This is a genomic window from Streptosporangium amethystogenes, from assembly GCF_000721075.1.
GTDB classification, from domain to species: domain Bacteria; phylum Actinomycetota; class Actinomycetes; order Streptosporangiales; family Streptosporangiaceae; genus Streptosporangium; species Streptosporangium amethystogenes.
This window is the reverse complement of the sequence record NZ_JOEQ01000005.1, coordinates 575,385-597,498: the sequence shown is the minus strand read 5'-3', so window position 1 is coordinate 597,498 and position 22,114 is coordinate 575,385. Positions and strand designations below refer to the sequence as shown.

Genomic DNA, 22,114 nt, shown 5'->3' with positions numbered 1-22,114 from the left:
AACGTGGCATCTCCGGTGCTGGCTGACAAGCCCGCCGTGACGCCCCTCCCCGGGCGGCGGCGCCGCCCGGGTTCCGGGCGGCGCGACCACGTCATCGGGTGGCTCCTGATCGCCCCCGCGGTGATTTATTTCGTGATCTTCCTGCTCTACCCCGCGCTGGCCGCGCTGTACTACAGCTTCACCGACTGGAACCTGCGGTCGGCGCCCAACTGGGTGGGGCCGGCCAACTACTTCGACCTGCTCTTCGACGACGTACGGTATCCGCACTTCTGGAAGTCGATCCGGGTCACCCTGCAGTACACGCTGATCGCCGTGCCGCTGACCCTGGTCACCGCGCTCGCCCAGGCACTGCTGATCAACACGATCCGCCGTGGTTCCAACCTCTTCCGGCTGCTGCTGTTCCTGCCGGTGGTGACCGCCGAGGCCGCGGTGGGCGCCATCTGGCGCTGGCTGTACGACCCGCAGTACGGGCTGGTCAACAGCTTTCTCGGCCTGTTCGGCATCCCCGGGCAGAACTGGCTCAACACCCCCGAGCTGGTCATCCCGGCCCTGTCGTTCATCGCCGCCTGGCAGTGCGGCATCTCAATGATCATCTACCTCGCCGGGCTCAAGGGCATCCCCGACTCGATCCGCGAGGCCGCGATCATCGACGGTGCGGGCCCCGTCCAGCGGTTCCGGAGGATCGTCGTGCCGATGCTGCGTCCCACCACCTTCTACCTGCTGGTCACCGGCGTGATCGCGGCGTTGCAGGTCTTCGGCCTGGTGTATGTGATCTTCTCGGGCGGCGGCGGCAGGAGCGTCACCGGCGGCCCCGAGCAGTCGGGCCTGACCTACGTCCTGCACCTGTACCTGTTCGCGTTCCGCTACGACGCGATGGGCGCGGCCTGCGCGATGTCATTCATCCTGTTCCTCTTCATCATGATCATCACTGCGCTGCAGTTCAGGTTCGTCAAGCAGGAGGCGTCGTGAGGACGGCCGGTAAAGCACGGCTCGCGCCCGTCTACATCGCGCTGGTACTGCTGGCGGCCATATCGGTGATCCCGTTCCTGTGGATGCTGGCGACCTCTTTCAAACACGGCTCGGACGTCTACACCAAGGTGCCCAGCCTGCTTCCGCTGGATCGCAAGACCGGTGAGTGGTCGCCCACGCTGGAGAACTACGAGCACGTCCTGCAGGTCGGCGGGCTGGGCCAGGCGTTCCTCAACAGCGTCTGGGTCTGCCTGATACTGGTTCCGGGCAAGCTCCTGGTGGACGCGCTGGCCGCCTACGCCTTTGCCAGGATCCCCTTTCCCGGCAGGGACAAGCTGTTCGTCGTGCTGCTCGCGGGCATGATGGTCCCCACGATCACGCTGCTGGTGCCACGCATCCACGTCACCCAGGCGCTCGGCATGTTCGACTCCGGATGGGGCCTGATCCTGCCCAACGTCGCCTCGGTCCTGGACATCTTCCTGCTGCGCCAGTTCTTCATGTCGCTGCCCGGCGAGCTGGAGGAGGCGGCGCGCATCGACGGCGCGGGACGGATGCAGATCTTCTGGCGCATCATCATCCCGCTGTCGAAGCCGGTGCTCGCGGTCGTGACGATCACCAGCTTCATCTTCCACTGGAACGACCTGGTCTGGCCCCTGGTGGTGCTCAACGACCCCGAGCTCTACACGCTGCCGCTGGCCCTGCAACAGCTGGCCAGCAGCGAGTCCGGGCGGGCGTACTACATCATGGCGGGTGCCGCCCTGGCGGTCATCCCGGTCATCGTGGTCCTGTTGATCTTCCAGCGCCGCATCATGCAGGGGATCGCGTTCACCGGGCTCAAGAGCTGACCGCGCTTTCGGCGCGGGTCCGGCCCGGACGGCAGGGCCTCCGGCGGCCACGGTCGCCGATCACCGGAGGAGGAATCCTCGACAGTGGAACGATCAGCCACGTCATCGGCGTCACCGGGGACGGACGGGGGCGGGACACCGCGTGACCGCGAGGACATGCGCCGGCTCGTGACCGAACTCGTCCTGCCGCTGGTCCCCCACCTCGGTCCGGGGCGGGCGCGACTTCGGCTCGGCGGCAACACGGCCCACTACGACGACGCGGCCGCCGAGCTGGAGGCGTTCGCCCGCCCGCTGTGGGGACTGGCGCCGCTGGCGGCTGGAGGGGGGGCCTTCGAGCACTGGGAGCTCTGGCGCCGGGGACTCGCCGCCGGGACGGATCCCGGGCACGAGGAGTTCTGGGGGGCGGTGACCGACGTCGACCAGCGGCTGGTGGAGGCCGCCGCGATCGGCCTGGCGCTGGCCCTCGCGCCCGAGGTCGTGTGGGACCCGCTCAGCGACCGGGAACGCGACGGTCTCGCGTCCTGGCTGCTCCGCTCGATGACCGTCGAGGCCGTCGACAACAACTGGCAGTTCTTCCCCGTCATGGTGGGGCTCGGCCTGGACCGCGTCGGGGTGCGCTTCGACCCCGGGCCCAACCTCGCCCGGCTGGAGCGGCTGGAGTCCTTCGCGCTGGGCGGCGGCTGGTACAGCGACGGCCCCACCGCCCAGCGCGACTACTACGTCCCCTTCGCGATGCACTACTACGGCCTGGTCTACGCCACCCTGGCCGCCGACCGTGATTCCGTCCGCGCCGGGCGCCTGCGTGAGCGGGCGGCGGCCTTCGCGCTGGACTTCCAGCACTGGTTCACCTCCGGCGGAGCCGCCGTGCCCTTCGGCCGGAGCCTGACCTACCGCTTCGCACAGGGAGCCTTCTGGGGCGCCCTCGCCTTCGCCGGAGTCGAGGCCCTGCCGTGGGGGGAGGTGAAGGGGCATCTGATGCGGCATCTGCGCTGGTGGTTCGGGCGGCCGATCCGCGACCGCGCCGGCCTGCTCACCCTGGGATACGGCTACGCCCAGCCCGCTCTCACCGAGCAGTACAACGCCCCCGGCTCCCCGTACTGGGCGCTGAAGGCGTTCCTGCCGCTGGCACTCGCCCCCGGGCATCCCTTCTGGACCGCCGAGGAGAAGGCGGCGCGGGAACTCGCCGCGACCAGCGTCCAGCCGGAGGCGGGAGTCGCGCTGATGCGGTGCGAGCGGGGGCGGCAGGTCGTCATGCTGAGCGCGGGGCAGCACCACACGTGGGTGCGGCACGGCGCGGCGAAGTACGCCAAGTTCGCCTACTCGACGTCCTTCGGGTTCAGCGTGCCGGGCGGCTCGTGGGGGCTGGAGCAGGGTGCCTTCGACAGCACCCTGGCGATGAGCGACGACGGGACGCACTGGCGGCCCTGCGAGGTACCCGAGGACCTCTCCTCAGACGACGGCCTGCTCCACGCCCGCTGGACGCCGTGGCCGGACGTGGAGGTCGACACCTGGCTGCTCCCGCGCCCTCCATGGCACATACGGGTGCACCGGCTGCGGTCGGGGCGCGGGCTGCTGTCAGCCGAGGGGGCGTTCGCCGTCGACCGAGACCCCGCCGCACACCGCGCCACCGAGGGCCCCGGCCACGCCCGCCTCGACTCCCCCGCCGGGCTGTGCGTGATCGAGGACCTCCGCGGGGCCCGGAGCGGGGAGCTGGTCCTCCCCCTGCCGGGTACCAACGTCATCGTCCCGCGTACGGTCATTCCCACGCTGCGCGGCGAGCACGAGCCTGGCGAGCACTGGCTGGCCTGCGCGGTCCTCGGCCTCTCCGGCCCGTGGTCTTCCGGCCCCGCCCCCTCCGGCACCGGACCGGCCCCGGGCTGGCCGGAGCCGCCCGGCCCGGAGGAGATCTCCGCGTTTCTCCCCGGCGGCCACCCCTTTGGGGACCGCTGACGACACCGAGTGGCACAGCGGCACGGCCGGCGGCCCCCGGTCTCCGGCCCGGTCACAGGACGCCGTAGGCGGGTGACCGGTCAGCCGGACGGAGAAATGTGTCGAAATCGCCCGTAATGGGAACTTTTCCCCTAGGCACATCGTCGCTTCCCTGAGCGTCTCACCGGACATGGCACCGTGATGCCCGGGAGTCGGAACAGAGCGCCACACCATCGTGACTTACCGATACCACCCACCCCCTGAACATCACACAAGTCTGTAGATCCACAGATAAATGTTGAAAGGGGACGGGGATGACCGGTCTGGCGACCGAGAACACGCTGATCCGGAACGCCTCGGACGTGGAGGCCTTCGCACGACAGTGCTTTCTCGCCTCCCCCGGCGAGCAGGTGGGAGTCGAGCTGGAGTTCCTGGTCTTCGACCGCACGGCTCCCGCCCGCCAGGTTCCGTGGACCAGGATCGCCGAAGTCCTGCCGCCGCTACCCGGCGGGAGTGTGGTGACCTTCGAGCCGGGCGGCCAACTGGAGCTCTCCGGGCCACCGGGCTCGCTGCCCGACGCGATCACCCGCCTCACCGCCGATGTGGACGCCGCGCGCGGAGCGCTGCGGGACGCCGGCCTGGTGCCCGCCGGGGTGGGACTCGACCCGCTGCGTCCGGCGTGGCGGCAGCTGCGCCTGCCCCGGTACGAGGCGATGGCGGAGTTCCTCGGCAGGCCGTACGGGGCGCTGATGATGTGCTCGACGGCCTCGATCCAGGTCAACCTGGACCTGGGCACCAGACCCGCGACCCGGTGGGACCGCGCCCACCTGCTGGGTCCCGTCCTGGTGGCGGCCTTCGCCAACTCGCCGCTCAGTGGGAGCCGACCGTGCGGGTGGATGTCGGGCCGCCAGGCGGTGTGGGATCGGCTCGACCGCACCCGGACGGCCGCCGTCCCCGCCGGCGGCGACCCCGCCGCCGACTGGGCCGAGTACCTGCTCGACGCCCGCCTCATGGCCGTGCGCGAGGCCCCGGAGGACCCGGAGGATCCGGAGAGTCACGGGGACGCGCGGTATCGCCCGGTCCGTGATGGCTCGACCTTCCGCGACCGGCTGACCGCGTCCGCGCGTCCGCCGACCCTGGCGGACCTGACCTACCACGCCACGACGCTCTTCCCGCCCGTACGGCCACGCGGCTGGCTGGAGATCCGCTATCTCGACGCCCAGCACCCGGCGAGCTGGCCGGTGTGCGCGGCGGTGACCTACGCCCTGGTGACGGACGACCGCGCGGCCGACGCGGCGCTGGCCGCGGCCGAGCCGTGTGCGGGGATGTGGCTGCGGGCGGCGCGGCGCGGCCTGGCCGACCCCCTGCTGCGAAGGGCCGCCGACGCCTGTTTCCGCGCCGCCCTCGCGGCGCTGCCGAGGCTGGGAGCGACACCGGCCCTGGTCTGCGAGGTCGCCGCGTTCGCCAACCGCCATGTGAGCCCCGGCCGCTCCCCGGCCGCCGACCTGCTGTACCTGGCCGGCGGGCCGGAACGGCGCCTGCCCGACTGGCTGGCCCAGGAAGGACGGATCTGACGCCCTCACCGAGGCCGGCTCGGGACCTGCCCGGGACCGGGGAGCGGAGTCTCCAGCACGGAGGTATCTGATGAGCGACCTCAAGGAAAGGATCGCCGCCGGGCTGACCGCCGCGCGGAGCCGGTCCACCGCCTACACCGACGCCGAGGACGACCTGCTGGTCAGGCAGCACTCGCCACTGATGTCGCCACTGGTGTGGGATCTGGCGCACGTCGGCAACTACGAGGAGCTGTGGGTGCTGCGGCAGGCCTGCGGGATCACCCCGCTCCGCCCGGAGATCGACGACCTGTACGACGCGTTCCGGCATCCGCGTGCGAACCGCACGGCCCTGCCCATCCTGGGACCGTTGGAGGCGCGCCGCTACATCGAGGGCGTGCGCGGCCGGGTGCTGGACGCCCTGGCCGCGATCGACCCGCACGGTCCCGACCCCCTGCACCGGGACGGTTTCGTCTTCGGCCTGGTGATCCAGCACGAGCACCAGCACGACGAGACGATGCTGGCCACCCTGCAGCTGTCCGGTGCACCCGGCCTGGTCCGCGACGGCGAACTGCCATCCGGCCGCCCCTCGGGTGCCGACGAGGTGTTCGTTCCCGCGGGTCCCTTCACGATGGGCACCGACACCCTGCCGTGGGCCTACGACAACGAACGCCCCGCCCACCGGCTCGACCTGCCCGGCTACTGGATCGACAGGCTCCCCGTCGGCAACCGCGCCTATGCGGACTTCATCGCCGACGGCGGCTACGACGACCCGCGCTGGTGGTCTCCGCAGGGCCGGCTCTGGCTGCAGCGGAGCCGCGCCTTCGCCCCGCTTTTCTGGAACTCCGATGGCGGCACCTGGTGGCGCACCCGCTTCGGCCGGACCGAGCCCGTCCCCATGGACGAGCCCGTCCAGCACGTGTGCTGGTACGAGGCCGACGCCTACGCCCGGTGGGCCGGCAGGCGACTGCCCACCGAGGCCGAGTGGGAGAAGGCCTGCGGCTGGGACCCCGAGGCCGGGCGGGCGCGGAGATATCCGTGGGGGGACGACGATCCCGGGCCCGCCACGGCGAACCTCGGGCACCGGGCGGCACGGCCCGCACCGCTCGGTGCCTTGCCCGCGGGGGCGGGCGCCTACGGCGCCGAGCAGATGATCGGGGACGTGTGGGAGTGGACCGGCTCGTGGTTCCTGCCCCACCCCGGCTTCCGCAGCTTCCCCTACCCCGAGTACAGCGAGGTGTTCTTCGACTCTCGATACCGGGTGCTGCGCGGCGGGTCCTGGGCGTCCGACCCGGCCGTGGTCCGCACCACGTTCCGGAACTGGGACCGTCCCGCCCGCAGGCAGATCTTCTCCGGCTTCCGGTGTGCCCGCTCGGCCTCACCAGGGGAATCCCCGGAGCACTTCTCCGGGCGCTCGCCGGGGCAGCGGTAGATGTGCCGCCACGCGGCCTGGCTGGGCGCCCCCCGTCCGCTGACCTCGCTGATCCACGAGCCCGGCCACGGCCTGCTCCGTCAGGCCCACGCCCCGCGCCTGCAGCGCTACGGCACCGTCAACGCCGACGGCTTCGGCATGGGCTGGTACGACGTCTCCCGCGCCGAACCGCTCCGCTACCGCCGTACGATCCCCATCTGGGCGGACGCCAACCTGACGGACCTCGCACGGGTCGCCCGCTCCGGCTGCCTGCTGGCCGCCGTACGGTCGGCCACCGCCGGGATGCCGATCGAGGAGAGCGCGACCGCGCCCTTCGCCGACGGGCCCTGGCTGCTCAGCCACAACGGCCGGGTGGCGCGGGAGGCGGTCAGGGAACTCGCCGAGGACGCGGAGAGCTCCTGCGACTCGGCGTGGCTCGCCGCCGCGGTGTTCGCCCGGCGGCGGGTGGGCGACCCGCTCGGCGAGGCCCTGGTGGAGGTCCTCACCCACGCCGGGGGGAAGGATCCCGACGCCCGGCTGAACCTGCTCGCCTGCGACGGCCGGTCGATCGCCGCGACCGCCTGGGGCGACACGCTCTTCCTCCACCTCGGGGACCATCCGCGCGACGGCGTGCTCGTGGCGAGCGAACCGCTGGACGACCGGCCCGGCTGGCAGGCCGTACCGGATCGGACCCTGGTCCTCGCCGCCGCGGACGGCGTGCGCGTCCAGCCGCTGTGACCGGGCCGCGGGCAGCACCACGACAGCACCGTGACGGAGAGGAGCCGGACCACAGGAAAACACAGCACCCCGGTCACGGACCGGCGAGCGGCACCCGTGACCCACAGCCCCAGGAGGCCCCGTGTCAGTCAGCCAGTCAGCCGTACACCTGGTGGACCATCTCGGCCGCGACCACCTTCACCAGGCACTCCAACACGACGTCCGCACCGGGCTGACGTCGACGCCCAAGTGGCTGCCGCCCAAGTGGTTCTACGACGAGGCCGGCAGCGAGCTGTTCTCCCGGATCACCCGGTTGCCCGAGTACTACCCCACCCGCCGCGAGCTGGCCATCCTGCGTCGGTACGCCCTCGACATCGCCACGCGCTCCGGCGCCGACACCCTGGTCGAGCTCGGCTCGGGGACCAGCGAGAAGACCGTGCTGCTGCTCGACGCCCTCTCCGCGACGGGGACGCTGCGCGTCTACACCCCGGTGGACGTCGACGCGGCGACCCTGGGCGACGCCGCGCGGTGGCTCGCCTGGCGCTATCGCGGCCTGACCGTCCGCGCGATCTGCGCCGACTTCGAGGCGCACCTGGCGCTGCTGCCCCGTACCGGACGGCGGTTGGTGGCCTTCCTCGGCGGCACCGTCGGCAACCTCGCCCCGGTGGCACGCGAGGTCTTCCTGAAGGAGCTGCGCGCCACGCTACGCCCCGGCGACACCTTCCTGCTCGGCGCGGACCTGGTCAAGGACACCGACCGGCTGGTCGCGGCCTACGACGACGGGAGCGGGGTGACCGCCGCCTTCAACCGGAACGTCCTGCAAGTGATCAACAGGGAGCTGGGCGCCGACTTCGACCCGGACGCCTTCGAGCACGTCGCGCTGTACGACGCGCGGCACGAGTGGATCGAGATGCGGCTGCGCGCGAGCCGCGCCATGCGCGTGCGGATTCCCGATCTCGGCCTGCGGGTCTCCTTCGTGGCCGGGGAGGAGATGCGCACCGAGATCAGCGCCAAGTTCCGCCCTGAGGGCCTGCGGCAAGAGCTGGTCAACGCCGGATTCGGGATGATCAGCCAGTACACCGACCCGACCGGTGACTTCAGCCTCGCCCTGGCCGGGACCTGACCGCCGGACGGCGGAGCCGGCGGGGGCGGCCGAGGACCGTCAGGCCAGGGAGCGGACGGGGCGGACCGCCTGCCAGACGGCGGAGTCGACGGCCTCGGGGGAGAGGATGTGATCCAGGACCATGTGGGCGCAGCCGACGATCCCGGCGCCCGGGCCGAGGCGGCTGCGCTCGATGCGCAGGTTACGGGTCGCCAGGGCCGTCGAGCGGCGGTGGATCACCTCGCGAACCCCCGAGACCATCGGCTGGAAGGTCTCCGCCACGTCGCCGCCGAGCACGACCACGGCGGGGTTGAGCAGGTTGACCGCGCTGGCGACGACCTCGCCGAGCATCCGGGCGGCGTTGCGGACCACGGTCATGGTCTCCGCGTCGCCGGCCCGGACCAGGCTCACCACATCGGCCATGGTCTTGACCTCGTGCCCCCGGGCACGGAGCTCGCGCAGGATCGCGGTGCCGCTGGCGACCGAGTCGACGCAGTCAATGTTGCCGCAGCGGCAGAGCACTCCCCCGCCGTCGCGAACCGGGATGTGCCCGATCTCCCCGGCGGCGCCCAGGGCCCCCCGCAGGATCTCGCCGCCGGCGATGACGCCGGAGCCGATCCGGGTGGAGACCTTGATGAACAGCAGGTCGTCGGCCTCACCCGCGTAGATCGCGCGGTGCTCGCCGATGGCGATGACGTTCACGTCGTTGTCGAGGAGGACGGGAACGGGAAAGCGCTCGGCGATGATCGGCGGGATGGCCACCCCTGTCCAGCTGGCCATGATCCGGGCGCTCTCGGTACGCCCGGCCGCGAACTCGACGGTGGCCGGGACACCCAGGCCGACGCCGCGGACCAGGGAGGTGGGGCGGTCGCCGAGCAGTTCACTCCAGGTCTGCATGACCAGCGGGAGGACGACGTCAGGGCCCTCCTCCACGTCCACGGACAGTTCCGCGCGGGCCACCACCTTGCCCGCCAGGTCGCAGACGGCGACCTGCGCGCGGCTCGCACCCAGCGAGCCGACCAGGACGAGGCCACCCGAGGCGTTCAGGACCAGTCGGGTGGGCGGACGGCCTCCGGTGGAGGGGCCCTCGCTGTCCTCCACGACGAGACCCTGCTCCAGCAGCTCGGTGACGCGCAGGGAAACGGCCGGCCTGGACAGGCCGGTGACTCGCCCTATGTCGGCGCGCGTGACCGCCTCACCGGAGCGGATGAGGCGTAGCACCTCACCGCTGGTGGCCAGCGCGGCAGCGGGACGTCGAGGCATCGGCTAAGTGAACCACACCTACTTAGGAAATGAAAACGTCGCACTTTCTCATCTCAAATGACAAAACTCGGCTTGTGTGGAGCGCAAGATATGGCTACTGTCCGATCTATCCCCAATTTCGGTAGATCATCACGGAGCGCTCCCCCATGTCCGAGACCCCGCAACCCGCCGACCTCATCGTCTTCGGTGGCACAGGTGACCTCTCCATGCGGAAACTCCTCCCGGCGCTCTACCACTCCGATCGCGCCGGCCTCCTCGCCCCCGCCACCCGCGTCATCGCGATGTCCCGCGGCGGGCTCGACGACGCCGACTTCCGCGGCAAGGTGGACGCGGAGGTGCGCGGCTCGGTGCCGGTGGACGATCCGGGCACCTGGCAGCGCTTCCTCGGCCGCCTGCACCACGTCAGCGTCGACATCGGCGGCCAGGACCCGACCGGGTGGGCGAGGCTCACCGGGCTGCTCGCCGGGTACGAGCACCGCGCCCGGGTCTTCTACCTGGCCAGCCCGCCCATGACGTTCGGCCCGTTCTGCCGGGAGGCACACCACGCGGGTCTGGTCACCCCCGCCTCACGAGTGGTGCTGGAGAAACCCCTCGGGCGCGACCTGGCCAGCGCACTGCGCATCAACGACGAGGTCGGCGCCATCTTCGACGAGCGGCAGGTCTACCGCATCGACCACTACCTGGGTAAGGAGACGGTCCAGAACCTCCTCGTGCTCCGGTTCGCCAACGCGTTCCTGGAGCCGATCTGGAACTCCCTCTGGATCGACCACGTCCAGATCACCGTCGCCGAGACCGTGGGCACCCCTGGCCGGCGCGGCTACTACGACCACGCGGGCGCGCTCCGCGACATGGTGCAGAACCACCTGCTCCAGCTGCTCTGCCTGGTCGCGATGGAGCCGCCCTCGCGCAACGACCGCGAGTCGATCCGCGACGAGAAGGTCAAGGTCCTCCAGTCGCTGCGGGCCGTCACCGGCGGCGAGGTCGACCGTTTCACCGTACGCGGCCAGTACACGGCGGGTGAGTCCGGCGGTGCCCGGGTCCCCGGCTATCTCGACGAGCCCGACCGCACCGCCCCCACCGAGGCCTCCCGGCGGGTGGAGACCTTCGCCGCGATCCGCGCCGAGGTGAAGAACTGGCGCTGGGCGGGGGTGCCGTTCTATCTGCGCACCGGCAAGCGGATGCCGTACCGCTGCTCGGAGATCGTCGTGCAGTTCAAGGACGTGCCCCACTCGATCTTCCCGGGCAGCACGCCCAACCGGCTGGTGCTGCGGCTGCAGCCGAGCGAGGGCATCCAGCTGAACATCATGGCCAAGGAGCCCGGCGCGGGCGAGGTGGCGCTCAAGCCGGTCCCGCTCGGCCTCAGCTTCGCCGAGACCTTCACCGGCCGGGTGCCCGACGCCTACGAGCGACTCCTCATGGACGTCCTGGCGGGCAACCCGACCCTGTTCATGCGACGTGACGAGGTCGAGGCCGCCTGGCGGTGGATCGATCCGATCATCAGCGAGTGGGAGTCGCGGGGCACGGCCCCCGAGCCGTACCCGGCGGGCAGCGCGGGCCCCGCCTCGGCCCACGAACTCGTCGGCCGCAGCGGCCGCACCTGGCACGGGGAGGGACTGGCGTGAGCGGCCGGGAACAGCACACAGACCGAACCGACCGTGACGCAGGAGGCCGGATGCATCCCGTGATCCAAGAAGTGACAGATCGCCTGGTCGAGCGGAGCCGCCCCAGCCGTACCGCCTACCTGGCCCGGCTGCGCTCCGAGGCCGAGGCGGCCCGCCGACGCGGTCCCGCCAGGGCGAGCCTGGGCTGCGCCAACCTGGCCCACGGCTTCGCCGGCGTGGGAGAAGGCGACAAGCGCGACCTGCGGGCGGGTGTCAAGCCCGATGTGGCGATCGTGTCGAGCTACAACGACATGCTCTCGGCGCACCAGCCCTACGAGACCTACCCGGCGATCCTCAAGGCGGCCGTCAGGAAGGCCGGCGGTGTCGCGCAGTTCGCCGGCGGCGTGCCCGCGATGTGCGACGGCATCACCCAGGGCCGGGCGGGCATGGAGCTGTCGCTCTACAGCCGCGAGGTCATCGCGATGGCCACCGCGATCGCGCTCTCGCACGACATGTTCGACGCCTCCCTCATGCTCGGCGTCTGCGACAAGATCGTTCCCGGCCTGCTGATCGGGGCGCTGCACTTCGGCCACCTGCCCGCGGTGTTCGTCCCCGCCGGGCCGATGACCTCCGGCCTGCCCAACAAGGTCAAGGCCCGCACCCGGCAGCTGTTCGCCGAGGGCAAGGTCGGCAGGGACGAGCTGCTCGACGCCGAGGCGAAGTCCTACCACTCCCCCGGCACCTGCACCTTCTACGGCACCGCCAACTCCAACCAGGTCATGATCGAGGTCATGGGCCTGCACCTGCCGGGGTCGACCTTCGTCAACCCGCACACCGAGCTGCGCGAGGCCCTGACGAAGGCGGCGGGCAGGCGGGCGGTGGAGCTGACCGCGCACGGCGACGAGTACACCCCGGTGGGCGAGGTCGTCGACGAGAAGGCGGTAGTCAACGCCTGCGTGGCGCTGCTGGCGACCGGCGGCTCGACCAACCACACGATGCACATCGTCGCCATCGCCGCGGCGGCGGGCATCGAACTCCTCTGGGACGACCTGGCCGCGCTGTCGAAGATCGTGCCGCTGCTGACCCGCATGTACCCCAACGGCCAGGCGGACGTGAACCACTTCCAGGCCGCGGGCGGCATGCAGGTGCTCATCGGCGACCTGCTGGACGCCGGGCTGCTCCACGGCGACGTGCTGACCGTCGCCGGGCGTGGCCTGGACCACTATCGCTCGGCCGTCGAGCTCAAGGACGGCGAGCTGGTCTGGGCGGAGCGCACCGAGGGCAGCACCGATCTGGACGTACTGCGCCCGGTCTCCGCCGCGTTCTCCGCCGACGGCGGCATCCACATGCTCAACGGCAATCTGGGGCGCGCGGTCAGCAAGGTCTCCGCGGTCAAGGACGAGCACCTGGTCATCGAGGCCCCCGCCAAGGTCTTCGACGACCAGTTGGAGCTGCTGCGCGCCTTCGACGCGGGCGAGCTCGACGGGCAGGACTTCGTCGCGGTCATCCGGTATCAGGGACCGAGCGCGAACGGCATGCCCGAGCTGCACAAGCTCACCCCGCCGATGGCGGTGCTGCTCGACCGGGGACAGCGGGTGGCGATCGTCACCGACGGCCGCATGTCCGGCGCGTCGGGCAAGGTCCCCGCCGCCATCCACCTGTCGCCGGAGGCCGCCGACGGCGGCCCCATCGCGCTGGTGCTGGACGGCGACCCGATCCGCCTCGACGCCGCCGCCGGCACCCTGGAACTGCTGGTCCCCGCCGACGAGCTGGCCGCCCGGTCCCCGCACGGCGCGCCGCTCACCGACGCCCAGTGGGTGGGCACCGGCCGCGAGCTGTTCGGCGCCTTCCGACGCGCGGCGGGCCCGGCCGAGCGCGGCGCGGGCATCTTCGCCCTGAACGGCCACGCCGAAGCCGTCGCGAACGGCGGCCGGGCATGATCGCGCACACCGTCTCCCCGGTTCGGCCGAAGGAGATCAGGTGAGCCTTCCCTGGCTCGTCGCGGACGTCGGCGGCACCAACGCCCGGTTCGGACTGGTCACCGAGGCCGGTGGTCAGCCCGACACGGTGGCCGTGCTCGCGGGCGCGGAACACGACGGCCTTCCCGAAGCCGTAGCCGCTTATCTCGCAGACCATGCGGGCGGAGTTCGGCCGGGAGCCGCATGCATCGCGATCGCAGGACCCGTGGACGGCGACCGCTACCGGCTCACCAACGCCGGGTGGACGGGGTCGGTGAGCGAGCTGGGCATCCCGAACGCCTGGCTGCTCAACGACTTCGAGGCCCTGGCCGCGTCCCTGCCGTACCTGCGAGGCGAGGACCTGGTCTGTCTGGGCGGCCCGGAGCCCTCGCGCGGCGTCAAGGCCGTGCTCGGGCCCGGAACCGGCCTCGGCGTGGGCGGCCTGGTGCCCGCCGCCGAGGGCTGGGTGCCGATCCCCGGGGAGGGCGGCCACGTGACCATGCCGCTCCTCGACGAGCGCGACCACGAGATCGTCCGGGCGCTGCGCGCGGACGGCATGGAGCACGTGGTGGCCGAGCACCTGCTCTCCGGACCGGGTTTGTCGCGCCTGCACCGGGGGCTCGCCCTCGTCCGCGGGGTGGACGCGCCGAGGCTGTCGGCCTCCGACATCGTGGCCCGGATGGACGACTCGCTGTGCGCGCAGACCATCGAGGTCTTCTGCGCCATGCTCGGCACCTTCGCCGGCAACGTCGCCCTGACCCTCGGTGCCCGGGGCGGGGTCTACCTGGGCGGCGGCGTGCTGCCACGTATCGTGGACCGGGTCCGCTCCAGCGACTTCCGCCGCCGCTTCGAAGCCACCCCCACCCTGAACGACTACCTTTCCGGCATCGCCACCACGCTGATCGTGGCCCCACAGCCCGCCCTGGTCGGCGCGGCGGCGTGGCTGAACCAACACCTGTCCAACCTGGAGTACGTGTGAGTAGCCTGCTCGACATCGCCCCCGTCATCCCGGTGGTCGTGATCGACGACCCGGAGACCGCGGTCCCCCTGGCCCGCGCCCTGGTAGCGGGCGGCCTGCCGGCCATCGAGGTCACCCTCCGCACCGCCGCCGCCCTGGACGCCATCGCGCGCATCGCCGCCGAGGTCCCCGAGGCGGTGGTCGGCGCGGGCACCGTCCGCACCCCGGCCGACGTGGCCGCCTCGGTGGCGGCCGGTTCCGCCTTCCTGGTCAGCCCGGGAACCACCCCGAAACTTCTCGACGCCCTTGAGGTCGGCGGGGTGCCGTTCCTGCCCGGCGCGGCGACCGCGTCCGAGGTCATGGCGCTGGCCGAGCGCGGGGTGACCGAGATGAAGTTCTTCCCGGCCGAGGCCGCCGGCGGCCTGCCGTATCTGAAGGCGCTCGGCGGCCCGCTGCCGCAGATCAGGTTCTGCCCGACGGGCGGCATCAGGCTCGCGACCGCCCCCGACTACCTGGCACTGCCGAATGTGGGCTGCGTGGGCGGTACCTGGCTGACCCCCGCCGACGCGCTCGCCACCGGTGACTACCCGCGGATCGAGAAGCTGGCCGCCGAGGCGGCCGCCCTGCGCCGCTAGCTCGCCGGCAGGACTCCGCGGGCGGGACCATCCTCCCTTGGCCCGCCCGCGGTCACGAGCCGGCCGTGACCCGGTGTGGCACTCGTGAGATCCGGCCCATGGCCGCCCTACCCGGCGGCCATGGGCCCTCCCTTTTCGCCCGGCCGGCTCCTCGCCGGTCCCGGCCACCGGGAAACGGGCTGAACCGGGTACGGACCTCGCGCCTATCTCGCGGCGAAAGGCACTCCCGCACAGAGGAGCCACGAATGCGAGTACGCATCGTCACGATCTGCGCCACGGTTCTGGTCATGGGCGTCGCCGGTACGGCGTCCGGCGGAACCGGGCAGGCACAGAACGGCGCAAAACAGGCCCGAACCGGAACCGGTCCGGCGAAATCCTGGACCGGCCACGCGCAGGCCGGAACGCAACGCACGCAGGGCCGTTTCTCGGTCGCCAACCTGGTCTCGGACGTCAGCGGACGGGCGGCGGTCACCGACCCCACGCTGATCAACCCGTGGGGACTGGCCATGGGCAGCGGCCTGGCCACGGTCTACTCCGGCGGCGCCGGCACCCCACCGCCACAAGGTGCCGGCGCCGCGCGTTTACCGGAGAGTCTCCTTCCGGTGACCGCGCCACCGCTCGGATTCCCCTACCCTTGAACGAACGAGGGGAGTACTTCCCAAGAGCCGCCCCGGTCAGTACGGACGCCCTGTGGCGTCCCCGGACGGCTGCCCGCGAAGTGCGGGTGAAGGAGACCTCGAATGACCGAGCGCATTCGAGGAGCGAGCATGCCCACCGACGGTCTCCCACAGGTACCACCTTCCCGGCGTTCCTCCGTTCGGGCGCAGTCCCCTCCGGCGCCCTCCGGATCGGCGGCGAACCCGATCCCACCGCGGCAGTGCCCCGGGACGCATGATGGGAGGAGTCCCCTTTCCTGCGAGGTGCACGCGATGGCCACCACATCGGCCGGCCAGTCCTCCGTCGAGGAGCTGCGCTATCCGGCCGGGACGCTGGTGCTCCTCGCGGGGCTCCCCGGCGCGGGCAAGAGCACCCTGCTCGACCGGCTGTACGGGCTGCGCGGCGACGAGAGGGAACCGGTCCGCGCCGGCGAGGTCCGCGTCATCGACTCCCGCCAGTCCCGCAACTGGTGGGCCCGCTATCTCGGCCCGATCCCCCCGCGAGCCCGCACCCCGATCGTGCACGCCACCCATGTGGCGCGGATCGCCCGCGCCCTGCTGCGGGGGCACGGCGTCGTCGCGCACACCCGGGGCACCTGGCCGCACATCCTGTACGGCTTCGCCTGGCTGGCGCGCGGGGTCGGCAGCGAGATCCATCTGATCCTGCTCGACGTGGAGCCGGGCGCGGCCCGTGAGGGACAGCTCTCGCGCGGCCGGGTCGTCACGGGCGCCACCTTCGCCCGGCACTGCCGCCGCTGGCGGGTGCTCGTCGAACACGCCCGCGGCGGCGTGCTCCCCCCGGCCACGGGCGTCACGATCCTCGACCGTCCCGCCGCGGACCTGCTCCGGGCCATCAGTTTCGACGAACGCCCCCCGCGCGGGCCGGATGACTTTACCTCCGCCTGGCGCTGCGCATTCCTCACCCAGGGCAGGTTCAGAACGACCGGGAGGAAACCTCAATGATCGACGTACTGGCCCTCGCCGAGGAACATCTCGCCCTCGCCAGCGAGAGCGCGCACGGCCGTAGCGCCCACACCTACCTCAACGAGGGCACGCTACGCCAGGCGGTCATCGCGCTGATCGCCGGAACCGTCCTCGGTGACCACGACGCCCCGCCGGCCGCGAGCCTGCACGTCCTGTCCGGGCGGGTACGGATCGTCGAGGAGGGGCGGAGCGTCGAGGTCGGCGCGGGGCAGGCCACCCCGATCCCGCAGCGACGTCACTCGGTGGAGGCCGACGAGGATTCGGCGGTCATCCTCACCAGCGTCGTCAACATCTCCGTATGAGGCCTGCCCGGGGCACGCCCGGCGGATGACCACCGTCCTCCTCCGTCCGATCCTGACGGTTCCCGTTCCCCGGACGCGGCCGCCCCGCCCGGGGGGCGTCCGCCGGCCCCCTCCGTCAGACGAGGGACGAGCAGAGGCGGGGGACCGTGACGCCGATGGGGGTGATAACTGCATTGTCCTGCCCCGTCATCGGCGGACATCCGATGACGGGAGACAGGCGAGCCGCTCGGCGCGGCCGAGGAGGTCCTGCTCTCCGATGGGGTTCTCGTGGGTGCCCTCCGACGTGCAGGCGTGGGCCCCGGCGAGAGCCCCGAGACCGATGGAGTCGTCGAGGGAGCGCCCGGAGAGCAGGCCGTACAGTACGCCGGAGACGAACGCGTCCCCGGCTCCGTTGCTGTCGACCACCGGCCCCGGCAGCGGTGCCGCGGGGAAGCCTCGCAGGCCGTTCTCGTCGAGGACGTGGCAGCCCTCCGCGCCCTTGGTGCAGACCACGGCCCTGGCCCGGCCGCGCGCCAGGATGTCGCGCATGACCTCGTCGCGGCGCGGGCCGAGGGCGGTGGCCGACAGGAAGACCAGGTCGGAGGAGTAGGCGAAGTCTCTGTGGTGGTCGTTCTCGCCGTCCCAGTCGTGCAGGTCGGTGGAGACGGACCCGGAGCCCAGGTCGGGGTAGACGTGCCGGGAGAAGTCGGTGATCGACACGTGGACGTGCCGGGCCGCGCGGACCGCGTCCAGGTAGAGCTCCCTGGGCAGCCGCTCGCCCGCCGCGGCGCGCGGGTCGAACAGCGAGGTGCGCCGCCCGTCGGGGCCGACGAGCAGGATGCTGCGCCGGGTCCCCTGCGGGGCGAGCGCCCAGCCTGCCTCCACACCCCTGGCCTCGAAATGGGCCCGGATGAAGCGGCCCTGCGGATCGTCTCCGATCAGGTCGACCAGCCTGACCCTCAACCCGAGCGCGTGGCAGCCGAGGGCGACCCCGCTACCGGTGTTGCCGATCCGGTCCACCACCGGAGGGACCGCGTAGGTGTCGGCGTACGGCAGGGGCAGCGAGGGCACGTAGGCGGTGGTGTCGACCCCGGTTCCGCCGATGACGACGACGTCGTGACCACTGTTCATCTCGGACCTTTCACCGGTGAGCGGGGCTAGCGGTTGACCAGCGGGCCCGAACCGGTGGAGCGGCGCACGACGAGCTCGGGCTGGAACATCAGCTCGACGTGCTTGGCGCGGACTCCGTTGATCTCTTCCAGGAGGGTGGCCACCGCCGCCGAGGCCATGGCGCCGATGGGCTTGCGCACGGTGGTCAGCGGCGGGTCGGTGAACGCGATCAGCGGCGAGTCGTCGAACCCCACCACCGACACCTCCCCCGGCACCGAGAGCCCCCGGTCCCGGCAGGCCCGGATCGCGCCCAGCCCGTCCAGCAGGACGATCGGCAGCCCACGCTCGGTCAACCGGGTGTAACGGTCCATCTTGGCCGTGGTGTCGGCGTGCAGCCCGGAGACGAAGACGATGCCGCTGACCCCGCGGTCCATCAGCAGCTCGGTGAACTCGTCCTCGGGAGCACCGCCGGGCAGCTGGGTGCAGAGCACCGGGGTGTAACCGTGCTGGGTGAGCGCCTTCTCGATGGCCTGGGCGAACGCCGGGAAGATCGGGTTGTCCAGTTCCGGGGTGACCAGGCCGATCAGCCCGTTGCTGCGCTGGCGCAACCGCTGCGGGCGCTCGTACCCCATCAGGTCGAGCGCGGTCAGCACCGCCTGCCTGGTCGCCTGCGACACACTGGGCTTGCCGTTGAGCACCCGGCTGACCGTCGCCTCGCTGACCCCGGCCTGCGCGGCGATGTCGGCCAGCCGAATCGCCGTCCCGTCGGAGCGGGAGCGTGAGGTCTGCGCGAGTTCACCGTCCATCAATGAGCCACCCCACCATGCGGCCGAATCAGGCGCAAGCCGATCGGCATCCGACACCCGCTGTGAAATTCGTTTCTGCAACTTTTCGCAAACTGTAACATCTCAACCCCCACAGTGGCATTTCAGTAAAGCCCTCCGGTCACGACTGACCGTCACATCAGGGAACGTAGAAGTAACCATCAGATGAGCGATTTCTAACGACATCTATGGACACATGGGCAAGTGTCGCGATGTACTACCTCATCAATCACACGGCTGGGATCCGGGCGGGGGCGCCCGGGAGGAACGAGCGAGCATGAGTACCGTCGTCCTCGACAATGTGAGCAAGGTATACCCGGGTGGATACCTCGCGGTCGACCGCATGAGCCTGCGCGCGGAAAACGGAGAGTTGCTCGTTCTGCTGGGCCCCTCCGGTTGCGGCAAGTCCACGTTGCTACGGATGATCGCGGGCCTGGAGGAGGTCACCGAGGGGGACCTGTGGCTGGGCGGTACGCTCGCCAACGACCTCGCTCCCCGCGACCGCGACGTGGCGATGGTATTCCAGAACGGCGCGCTCTACCCGCACCGGACCGTGCGCGGCAACATCGCCTTCCCGCTGGAGATCGCCAAGGCCGACCCCGTGATGGTCAGGGAACGCGTGACGGAGCTGTCCAAGGCGCTGCACATCGACGAGACCCTGGAGCGGCGCCCCGGAACTCTCTCCGGCGGCCAGCGCCAGCGCGTCGCGATGGGCCGCGCCATCGTCCGCCAGCCCTCGCTCTTCCTGATGGACGAGCCGCTCTCCAACCTGGACGCGGGCATGCGCACCGAGCTCCGGATGGAGATCTCGTCGCTGGTCCGTTCCCTCGGGGTGACCACCATCTACGTGACGCACGACCAGGTCGAGGCGCTGACCCTGGCCGACCGGATCGCCATCATGAACCGCGGCGTCCTGCAGGACCTCGGCACCCCCGGCCAGGTGTACAACGACCCCGCGACCGCCTTCACCGCGGCCTTCCTCAGCTCCCAGCAGCTCAACCTGCTCGCGGCCACCGTCCGCACCCCGCAGAACCAGTTCATCCTGCTGGACTTCGGCCCGCACCAGATCATGATCCCCTGGACCGATCCCAGGGCGTATGTCATCTCCCAGCACGTCGGCCACCAGATCATCGTCGGCCTGCGCCCTGACTGCCTGGCCCCGGTTCCGGACACCTTCGAGGGTCCGACCTTCCTGGGCCGCGTCCGCGCCCTGGAGTACCACGGCCACGAGTGGCTCGCCTACGTCGAGAGCGGCCTGACCTCGGTGGCCGTGCCCGAGCCGCCTGACCCCCGCCGCGGGGCGAGCGGCCTGGGCGCCTCCCCCCTCGCCGTCGGCCGTGTCCGGTCGGTCCTGCGCCGACTGGTCCCCGGCAACCTCTTCGACGGGGACGCCGAGCCGCAGCAGGAGCAGGAGCAGGTCAGCGGCCACCACCGCCGCGCCGACCTCATCGTCCGCCTCGGCTCCCGCCCGGTCTGGCGGGCCGGCGAGTCCGCCAGAGTGGGGGTCGACGTCACCCGCCTGATGCTCTTCACCATGGACGGCGCCCGCATCGACCCTCCGCAGCGCTGATCCGGAGCGCCCCCGAAAGGGTGATCGTGGATCCGGCAACGCGGTGGCGGCCGCCGAGGATACGGGGCGGCCGTCAGACCGGCCGGATCGTCTGGCCTATCTTGTCGAACAGCTCCTGCTTGCCGTCGACGTCGGTGCTGAGCGTGACGATGCAGGTCTTGTCCTTGGTCGGCACGTAGTACTGAGTGCCCCTGACGTCGACGCCGTTGGTCGGGAAGGTGTAGACGATCCGTGCCGCCTCCCTGGAGCCGATCGTCACCTTCCCCGCCGCGACGACCTTGGCCTTGAGCTGCTCCAACTGGGATCTGGTCTCCTTGATCAGCTGTTCCGTCGAGATCTGCCGCCCGGCCTGGCAGAAGCCGTTGAGGTTGGTCGGGAACCCGTTCGGGGAGGTCTTGGCCGACCCGGGGTCGGCCGCCCAGATTCCCTTGTTGTCGACCAGGGTCTGCAGGCTCTTCTTGGCCTGCTCCAGGGTGGGGCCGGACAGCCCGCTGCTCTTCAGCCCCTTGTTGAGATCGTCCTTGGTCAGGTCGATCGCGACCCACTCCTTCGGGACCGCGACGCTGACGCCGTTGGCGGGGCCGCCGATCGTTTTGAAACCCTTGGGAACGGGTGCCGCACCGGTGCTCCCCCCGGGAGTGGGGCTCGCGGAACCGGGGCTCGCGGTGGAGGTGGCGCTCTGCCCGGGGCCGGGGTTTCGCGCGAGGTCGGCGGGAACCCCGGCCCCGGCGATCCACTCCCCGCTCCCGCAGGCGGTACTCGTTCCCAGGCAGAGCCCCAGCAGGCTCATGGCCACGGTGTGGTGGCGGTTAGGCATCAGGCTGCCCTCCTCGCGGACCCGCGAGGGCCCGGTACCGATATGACCTGCGCTGTCTATCGGGGGGAGAGCTGACGCCGACGTGCGACGGTGGTCACCCGCCTGCCAGGCCGTAGCCGGACGGCCCCGACGGAGCCGGTCGCGACGGGCGGCAAGGCACGGTCGCGGGAAGTGGCAGCACACCGCTTCTCGCTTTCTACCCAATAGCCGACATATCGGAAACACTCAGGCCCGGGAGGCCCGCCCCAGGATGGAGACGATCTCCAGGACGCGGATGGCACGGTCCAGCTCGACACGGTGGAAGGGCGGGCCTCCGGTGCGGGCGAGGACCAGGTGCAGGCTCATCTCCGGCACGGGAACGCTCATCAGCTGGTGATCGCCCGTCCCGAGGACGGCCGGTCGCAGCGGCGCGAGGTCCGTCCACTTGACGCCGGCGAGACCGCCCGTCCCGTCGAGGCCGGCCGGCGCCTGCCAGCTGCGGTGGACGAACTCCCCGCTCCCCGAGGACATGGTCACCGCCCACTCGGCGCTCACCAGGTCCGGCATGGCGTCCACGAGGGTGGCCAGCGCCCTGCCCGGATCGGCGGCGACGTGCTTGAGCAGGTCGTAGTCCGGAGCGGCACCGGGGATCTCACGGGTGGGCCAGACGCCCTCCACCCTCATTCCGGGGACGCCGGAGAGACGGTCCCTGACCGTCTCGGCGTCCACGCTGCCGGGCCAGGAGACCGTGAAGTCGTCCACCGCCCGGCCGACCTCACGTTCCAGGACCGTCACCTGGAGGATGTCCGCGCCCAGCGTGCCGAGCACCCGGGCCGCCTGGCCCAGGGCACCCGGCCTGTCAGGGAAGGAAACACGGAGCCGCAACATCATCACCGATCACCTCGCTCTGCGCACCAGACTGTCCTAGCCAGGTTTCACGAAGGTTCCGGAGAGA

The 22,114-nt window shown here is 71.4% G+C and carries 20 protein-coding genes; 15 read left to right on the top strand and 5 right to left on the bottom strand.

The window, feature by feature from the left end; translation table 11 throughout:
- The first annotated feature begins 3 nt into the window (after nucleotides 1-3).
- The 7 genes from IG98_RS0110455 (at nucleotide 4) to egtD (ending at nucleotide 8,544) form a co-directional block, all read left to right on the top strand.
- Entirely contained in the window at nucleotides 4-969 is a 966-nt protein-coding gene (locus IG98_RS0110455; protein WP_084195246.1) for a carbohydrate ABC transporter permease, read from the top strand.
- On the top strand, nucleotides 966-1,814 hold the full coding sequence (locus IG98_RS0110450) for a carbohydrate ABC transporter permease (protein ID WP_030909114.1): 849 nt from the start codon (nucleotides 966-968) through the stop codon (nucleotides 1,812-1,814). Before IG98_RS0110455 ends, IG98_RS0110450 begins: the two co-directional genes overlap by 4 nt.
- A gap of 156 nt (nucleotides 1,815-1,970) precedes the next feature.
- The gene (locus IG98_RS0110445) at nucleotides 1,971-3,764 is read left to right on the top strand and encodes a DUF2264 domain-containing protein (protein WP_030909110.1); all 1,794 of its coding nucleotides are present in this window, start codon (nucleotides 1,971-1,973) and stop codon (nucleotides 3,762-3,764) included.
- 293 nt (nucleotides 3,765-4,057) lie between these two features.
- Nucleotides 4,058-5,317 (top strand): ergothioneine biosynthesis glutamate--cysteine ligase EgtA, encoded by a 1,260-nt coding sequence (gene egtA / locus IG98_RS0110440; protein WP_030909108.1) that lies wholly within the window; start codon nucleotides 4,058-4,060, stop codon nucleotides 5,315-5,317.
- 70 nt (nucleotides 5,318-5,387) lie between these two features.
- Complete coding sequence (gene egtB / locus IG98_RS0110435) at nucleotides 5,388-6,725, top strand: ergothioneine biosynthesis protein EgtB (RefSeq protein WP_051751949.1); 1,338 nt, start codon at nucleotides 5,388-5,390, stop codon at nucleotides 6,723-6,725.
- Nucleotides 6,726-7,442, top strand: a complete 717-nt coding sequence (gene egtC / locus IG98_RS0110430; protein ID WP_030909102.1) for an ergothioneine biosynthesis protein EgtC — start codon at nucleotides 6,726-6,728, stop codon at nucleotides 7,440-7,442.
- Nucleotides 7,443-7,563: 121 nt separating this feature from the next.
- Entirely contained in the window at nucleotides 7,564-8,544 is a 981-nt protein-coding gene (gene egtD, locus IG98_RS0110425; RefSeq protein WP_030909099.1) for an L-histidine N(alpha)-methyltransferase, read from the top strand.
- Nucleotides 8,545-8,583: 39 nt separating this feature from the next.
- Here the strand turns inward: egtD and IG98_RS0110420 are convergent, their stop codons facing one another.
- Nucleotides 8,584-9,786, bottom strand: coding sequence for an ROK family transcriptional regulator (locus IG98_RS0110420; protein ID WP_030909096.1), 1,203 nt, complete (start codon nucleotides 9,784-9,786; stop codon nucleotides 8,584-8,586).
- 146 nt (nucleotides 9,787-9,932) lie between these two features.
- On the opposite strand from IG98_RS0110420, the gene zwf reads away from it, so the two are divergent.
- The 7 genes from zwf (at nucleotide 9,933) to IG98_RS0110385 (ending at nucleotide 16,880) form a co-directional block, all read left to right on the top strand.
- Entirely contained in the window at nucleotides 9,933-11,408 is a 1,476-nt protein-coding gene (zwf, locus tag IG98_RS0110415) for a glucose-6-phosphate dehydrogenase (protein WP_030909093.1), read from the top strand.
- 50 nt (nucleotides 11,409-11,458) lie between these two features.
- A complete protein-coding gene (gene edd / locus IG98_RS0110410) occupies nucleotides 11,459-13,327 on the top strand; it encodes a phosphogluconate dehydratase (RefSeq protein ID WP_030909091.1) in 1,869 nt (622 codons plus the stop codon).
- A 40-nt stretch (nucleotides 13,328-13,367) separates the two neighbouring features.
- Complete coding sequence (gene glk / locus IG98_RS0110405; RefSeq protein ID WP_030909088.1) at nucleotides 13,368-14,324, top strand: glucokinase; 957 nt, start codon at nucleotides 13,368-13,370, stop codon at nucleotides 14,322-14,324.
- On the top strand, nucleotides 14,321-14,938 hold the full coding sequence (eda, locus tag IG98_RS0110400; protein WP_030909085.1) for a bifunctional 4-hydroxy-2-oxoglutarate aldolase/2-dehydro-3-deoxy-phosphogluconate aldolase: 618 nt from the start codon (nucleotides 14,321-14,323) through the stop codon (nucleotides 14,936-14,938). Before glk ends, eda begins: the two co-directional genes overlap by 4 nt.
- A gap of 245 nt (nucleotides 14,939-15,183) precedes the next feature.
- Nucleotides 15,184-15,576: a hypothetical protein gene (locus IG98_RS0110395; protein ID WP_030909081.1), complete on the top strand. Its 393-nt coding sequence runs from the start codon at nucleotides 15,184-15,186 to the stop codon at nucleotides 15,574-15,576.
- 291 nt (nucleotides 15,577-15,867) lie between these two features.
- On the top strand, nucleotides 15,868-16,557 hold the full coding sequence (locus IG98_RS0110390; RefSeq protein WP_211263928.1) for an ATP-binding protein: 690 nt from the start codon (nucleotides 15,868-15,870) through the stop codon (nucleotides 16,555-16,557).
- Nucleotides 16,554-16,880 carry a cupin domain-containing protein gene (locus IG98_RS0110385; protein ID WP_030909075.1) on the top strand — a complete coding sequence of 109 codons (327 nt, stop codon included), beginning with the start codon at nucleotides 16,554-16,556 and terminating at the stop codon, nucleotides 16,878-16,880. The genes IG98_RS0110390 and IG98_RS0110385 overlap by 4 nt, the downstream gene beginning before the upstream one ends.
- Before the next feature lie 186 nt (nucleotides 16,881-17,066).
- Here IG98_RS0110385 and IG98_RS0110380 read toward each other — a convergent pair whose 3' ends face one another.
- Both IG98_RS0110380 and IG98_RS0110375 read right to left on the bottom strand, forming a co-directional pair.
- Nucleotides 17,067-17,990 carry a carbohydrate kinase family protein gene (locus IG98_RS0110380; protein WP_037969792.1) on the bottom strand — a complete coding sequence of 308 codons (924 nt, stop codon included), beginning with the start codon at nucleotides 17,988-17,990 and terminating at the stop codon, nucleotides 17,067-17,069.
- A 26-nt stretch (nucleotides 17,991-18,016) separates the two neighbouring features.
- On the bottom strand, nucleotides 18,017-18,775 hold the full coding sequence (locus IG98_RS0110375) for a LacI family DNA-binding transcriptional regulator (protein WP_051751948.1): 759 nt from the start codon (nucleotides 18,773-18,775) through the stop codon (nucleotides 18,017-18,019).
- Between the two features lie 295 nt (nucleotides 18,776-19,070).
- Here IG98_RS0110375 and IG98_RS0110370 point away from each other — a divergent pair, with 295 nt between their 5' ends.
- A complete protein-coding gene (locus IG98_RS0110370) occupies nucleotides 19,071-20,363 on the top strand; it encodes an ABC transporter ATP-binding protein (protein ID WP_030909067.1) in 1,293 nt (430 codons plus the stop codon).
- 73 nt (nucleotides 20,364-20,436) lie between these two features.
- Here the strand turns inward: IG98_RS0110370 and IG98_RS54235 are convergent, their stop codons facing one another.
- Together IG98_RS54235 and IG98_RS0110360 are read right to left on the bottom strand one after the other, a co-directional pair.
- The gene (locus IG98_RS54235; protein WP_030909064.1) at nucleotides 20,437-21,180 is read right to left on the bottom strand and encodes a hypothetical protein; all 744 of its coding nucleotides are present in this window, start codon (nucleotides 21,178-21,180) and stop codon (nucleotides 20,437-20,439) included.
- Nucleotides 21,181-21,405: 225 nt separating this feature from the next.
- Nucleotides 21,406-22,050: an ACT domain-containing protein gene (locus IG98_RS0110360; RefSeq protein ID WP_030909061.1), complete on the bottom strand. Its 645-nt coding sequence runs from the start codon at nucleotides 22,048-22,050 to the stop codon at nucleotides 21,406-21,408.
- Between the last annotated feature and the right edge of the window lie 64 nt (nucleotides 22,051-22,114).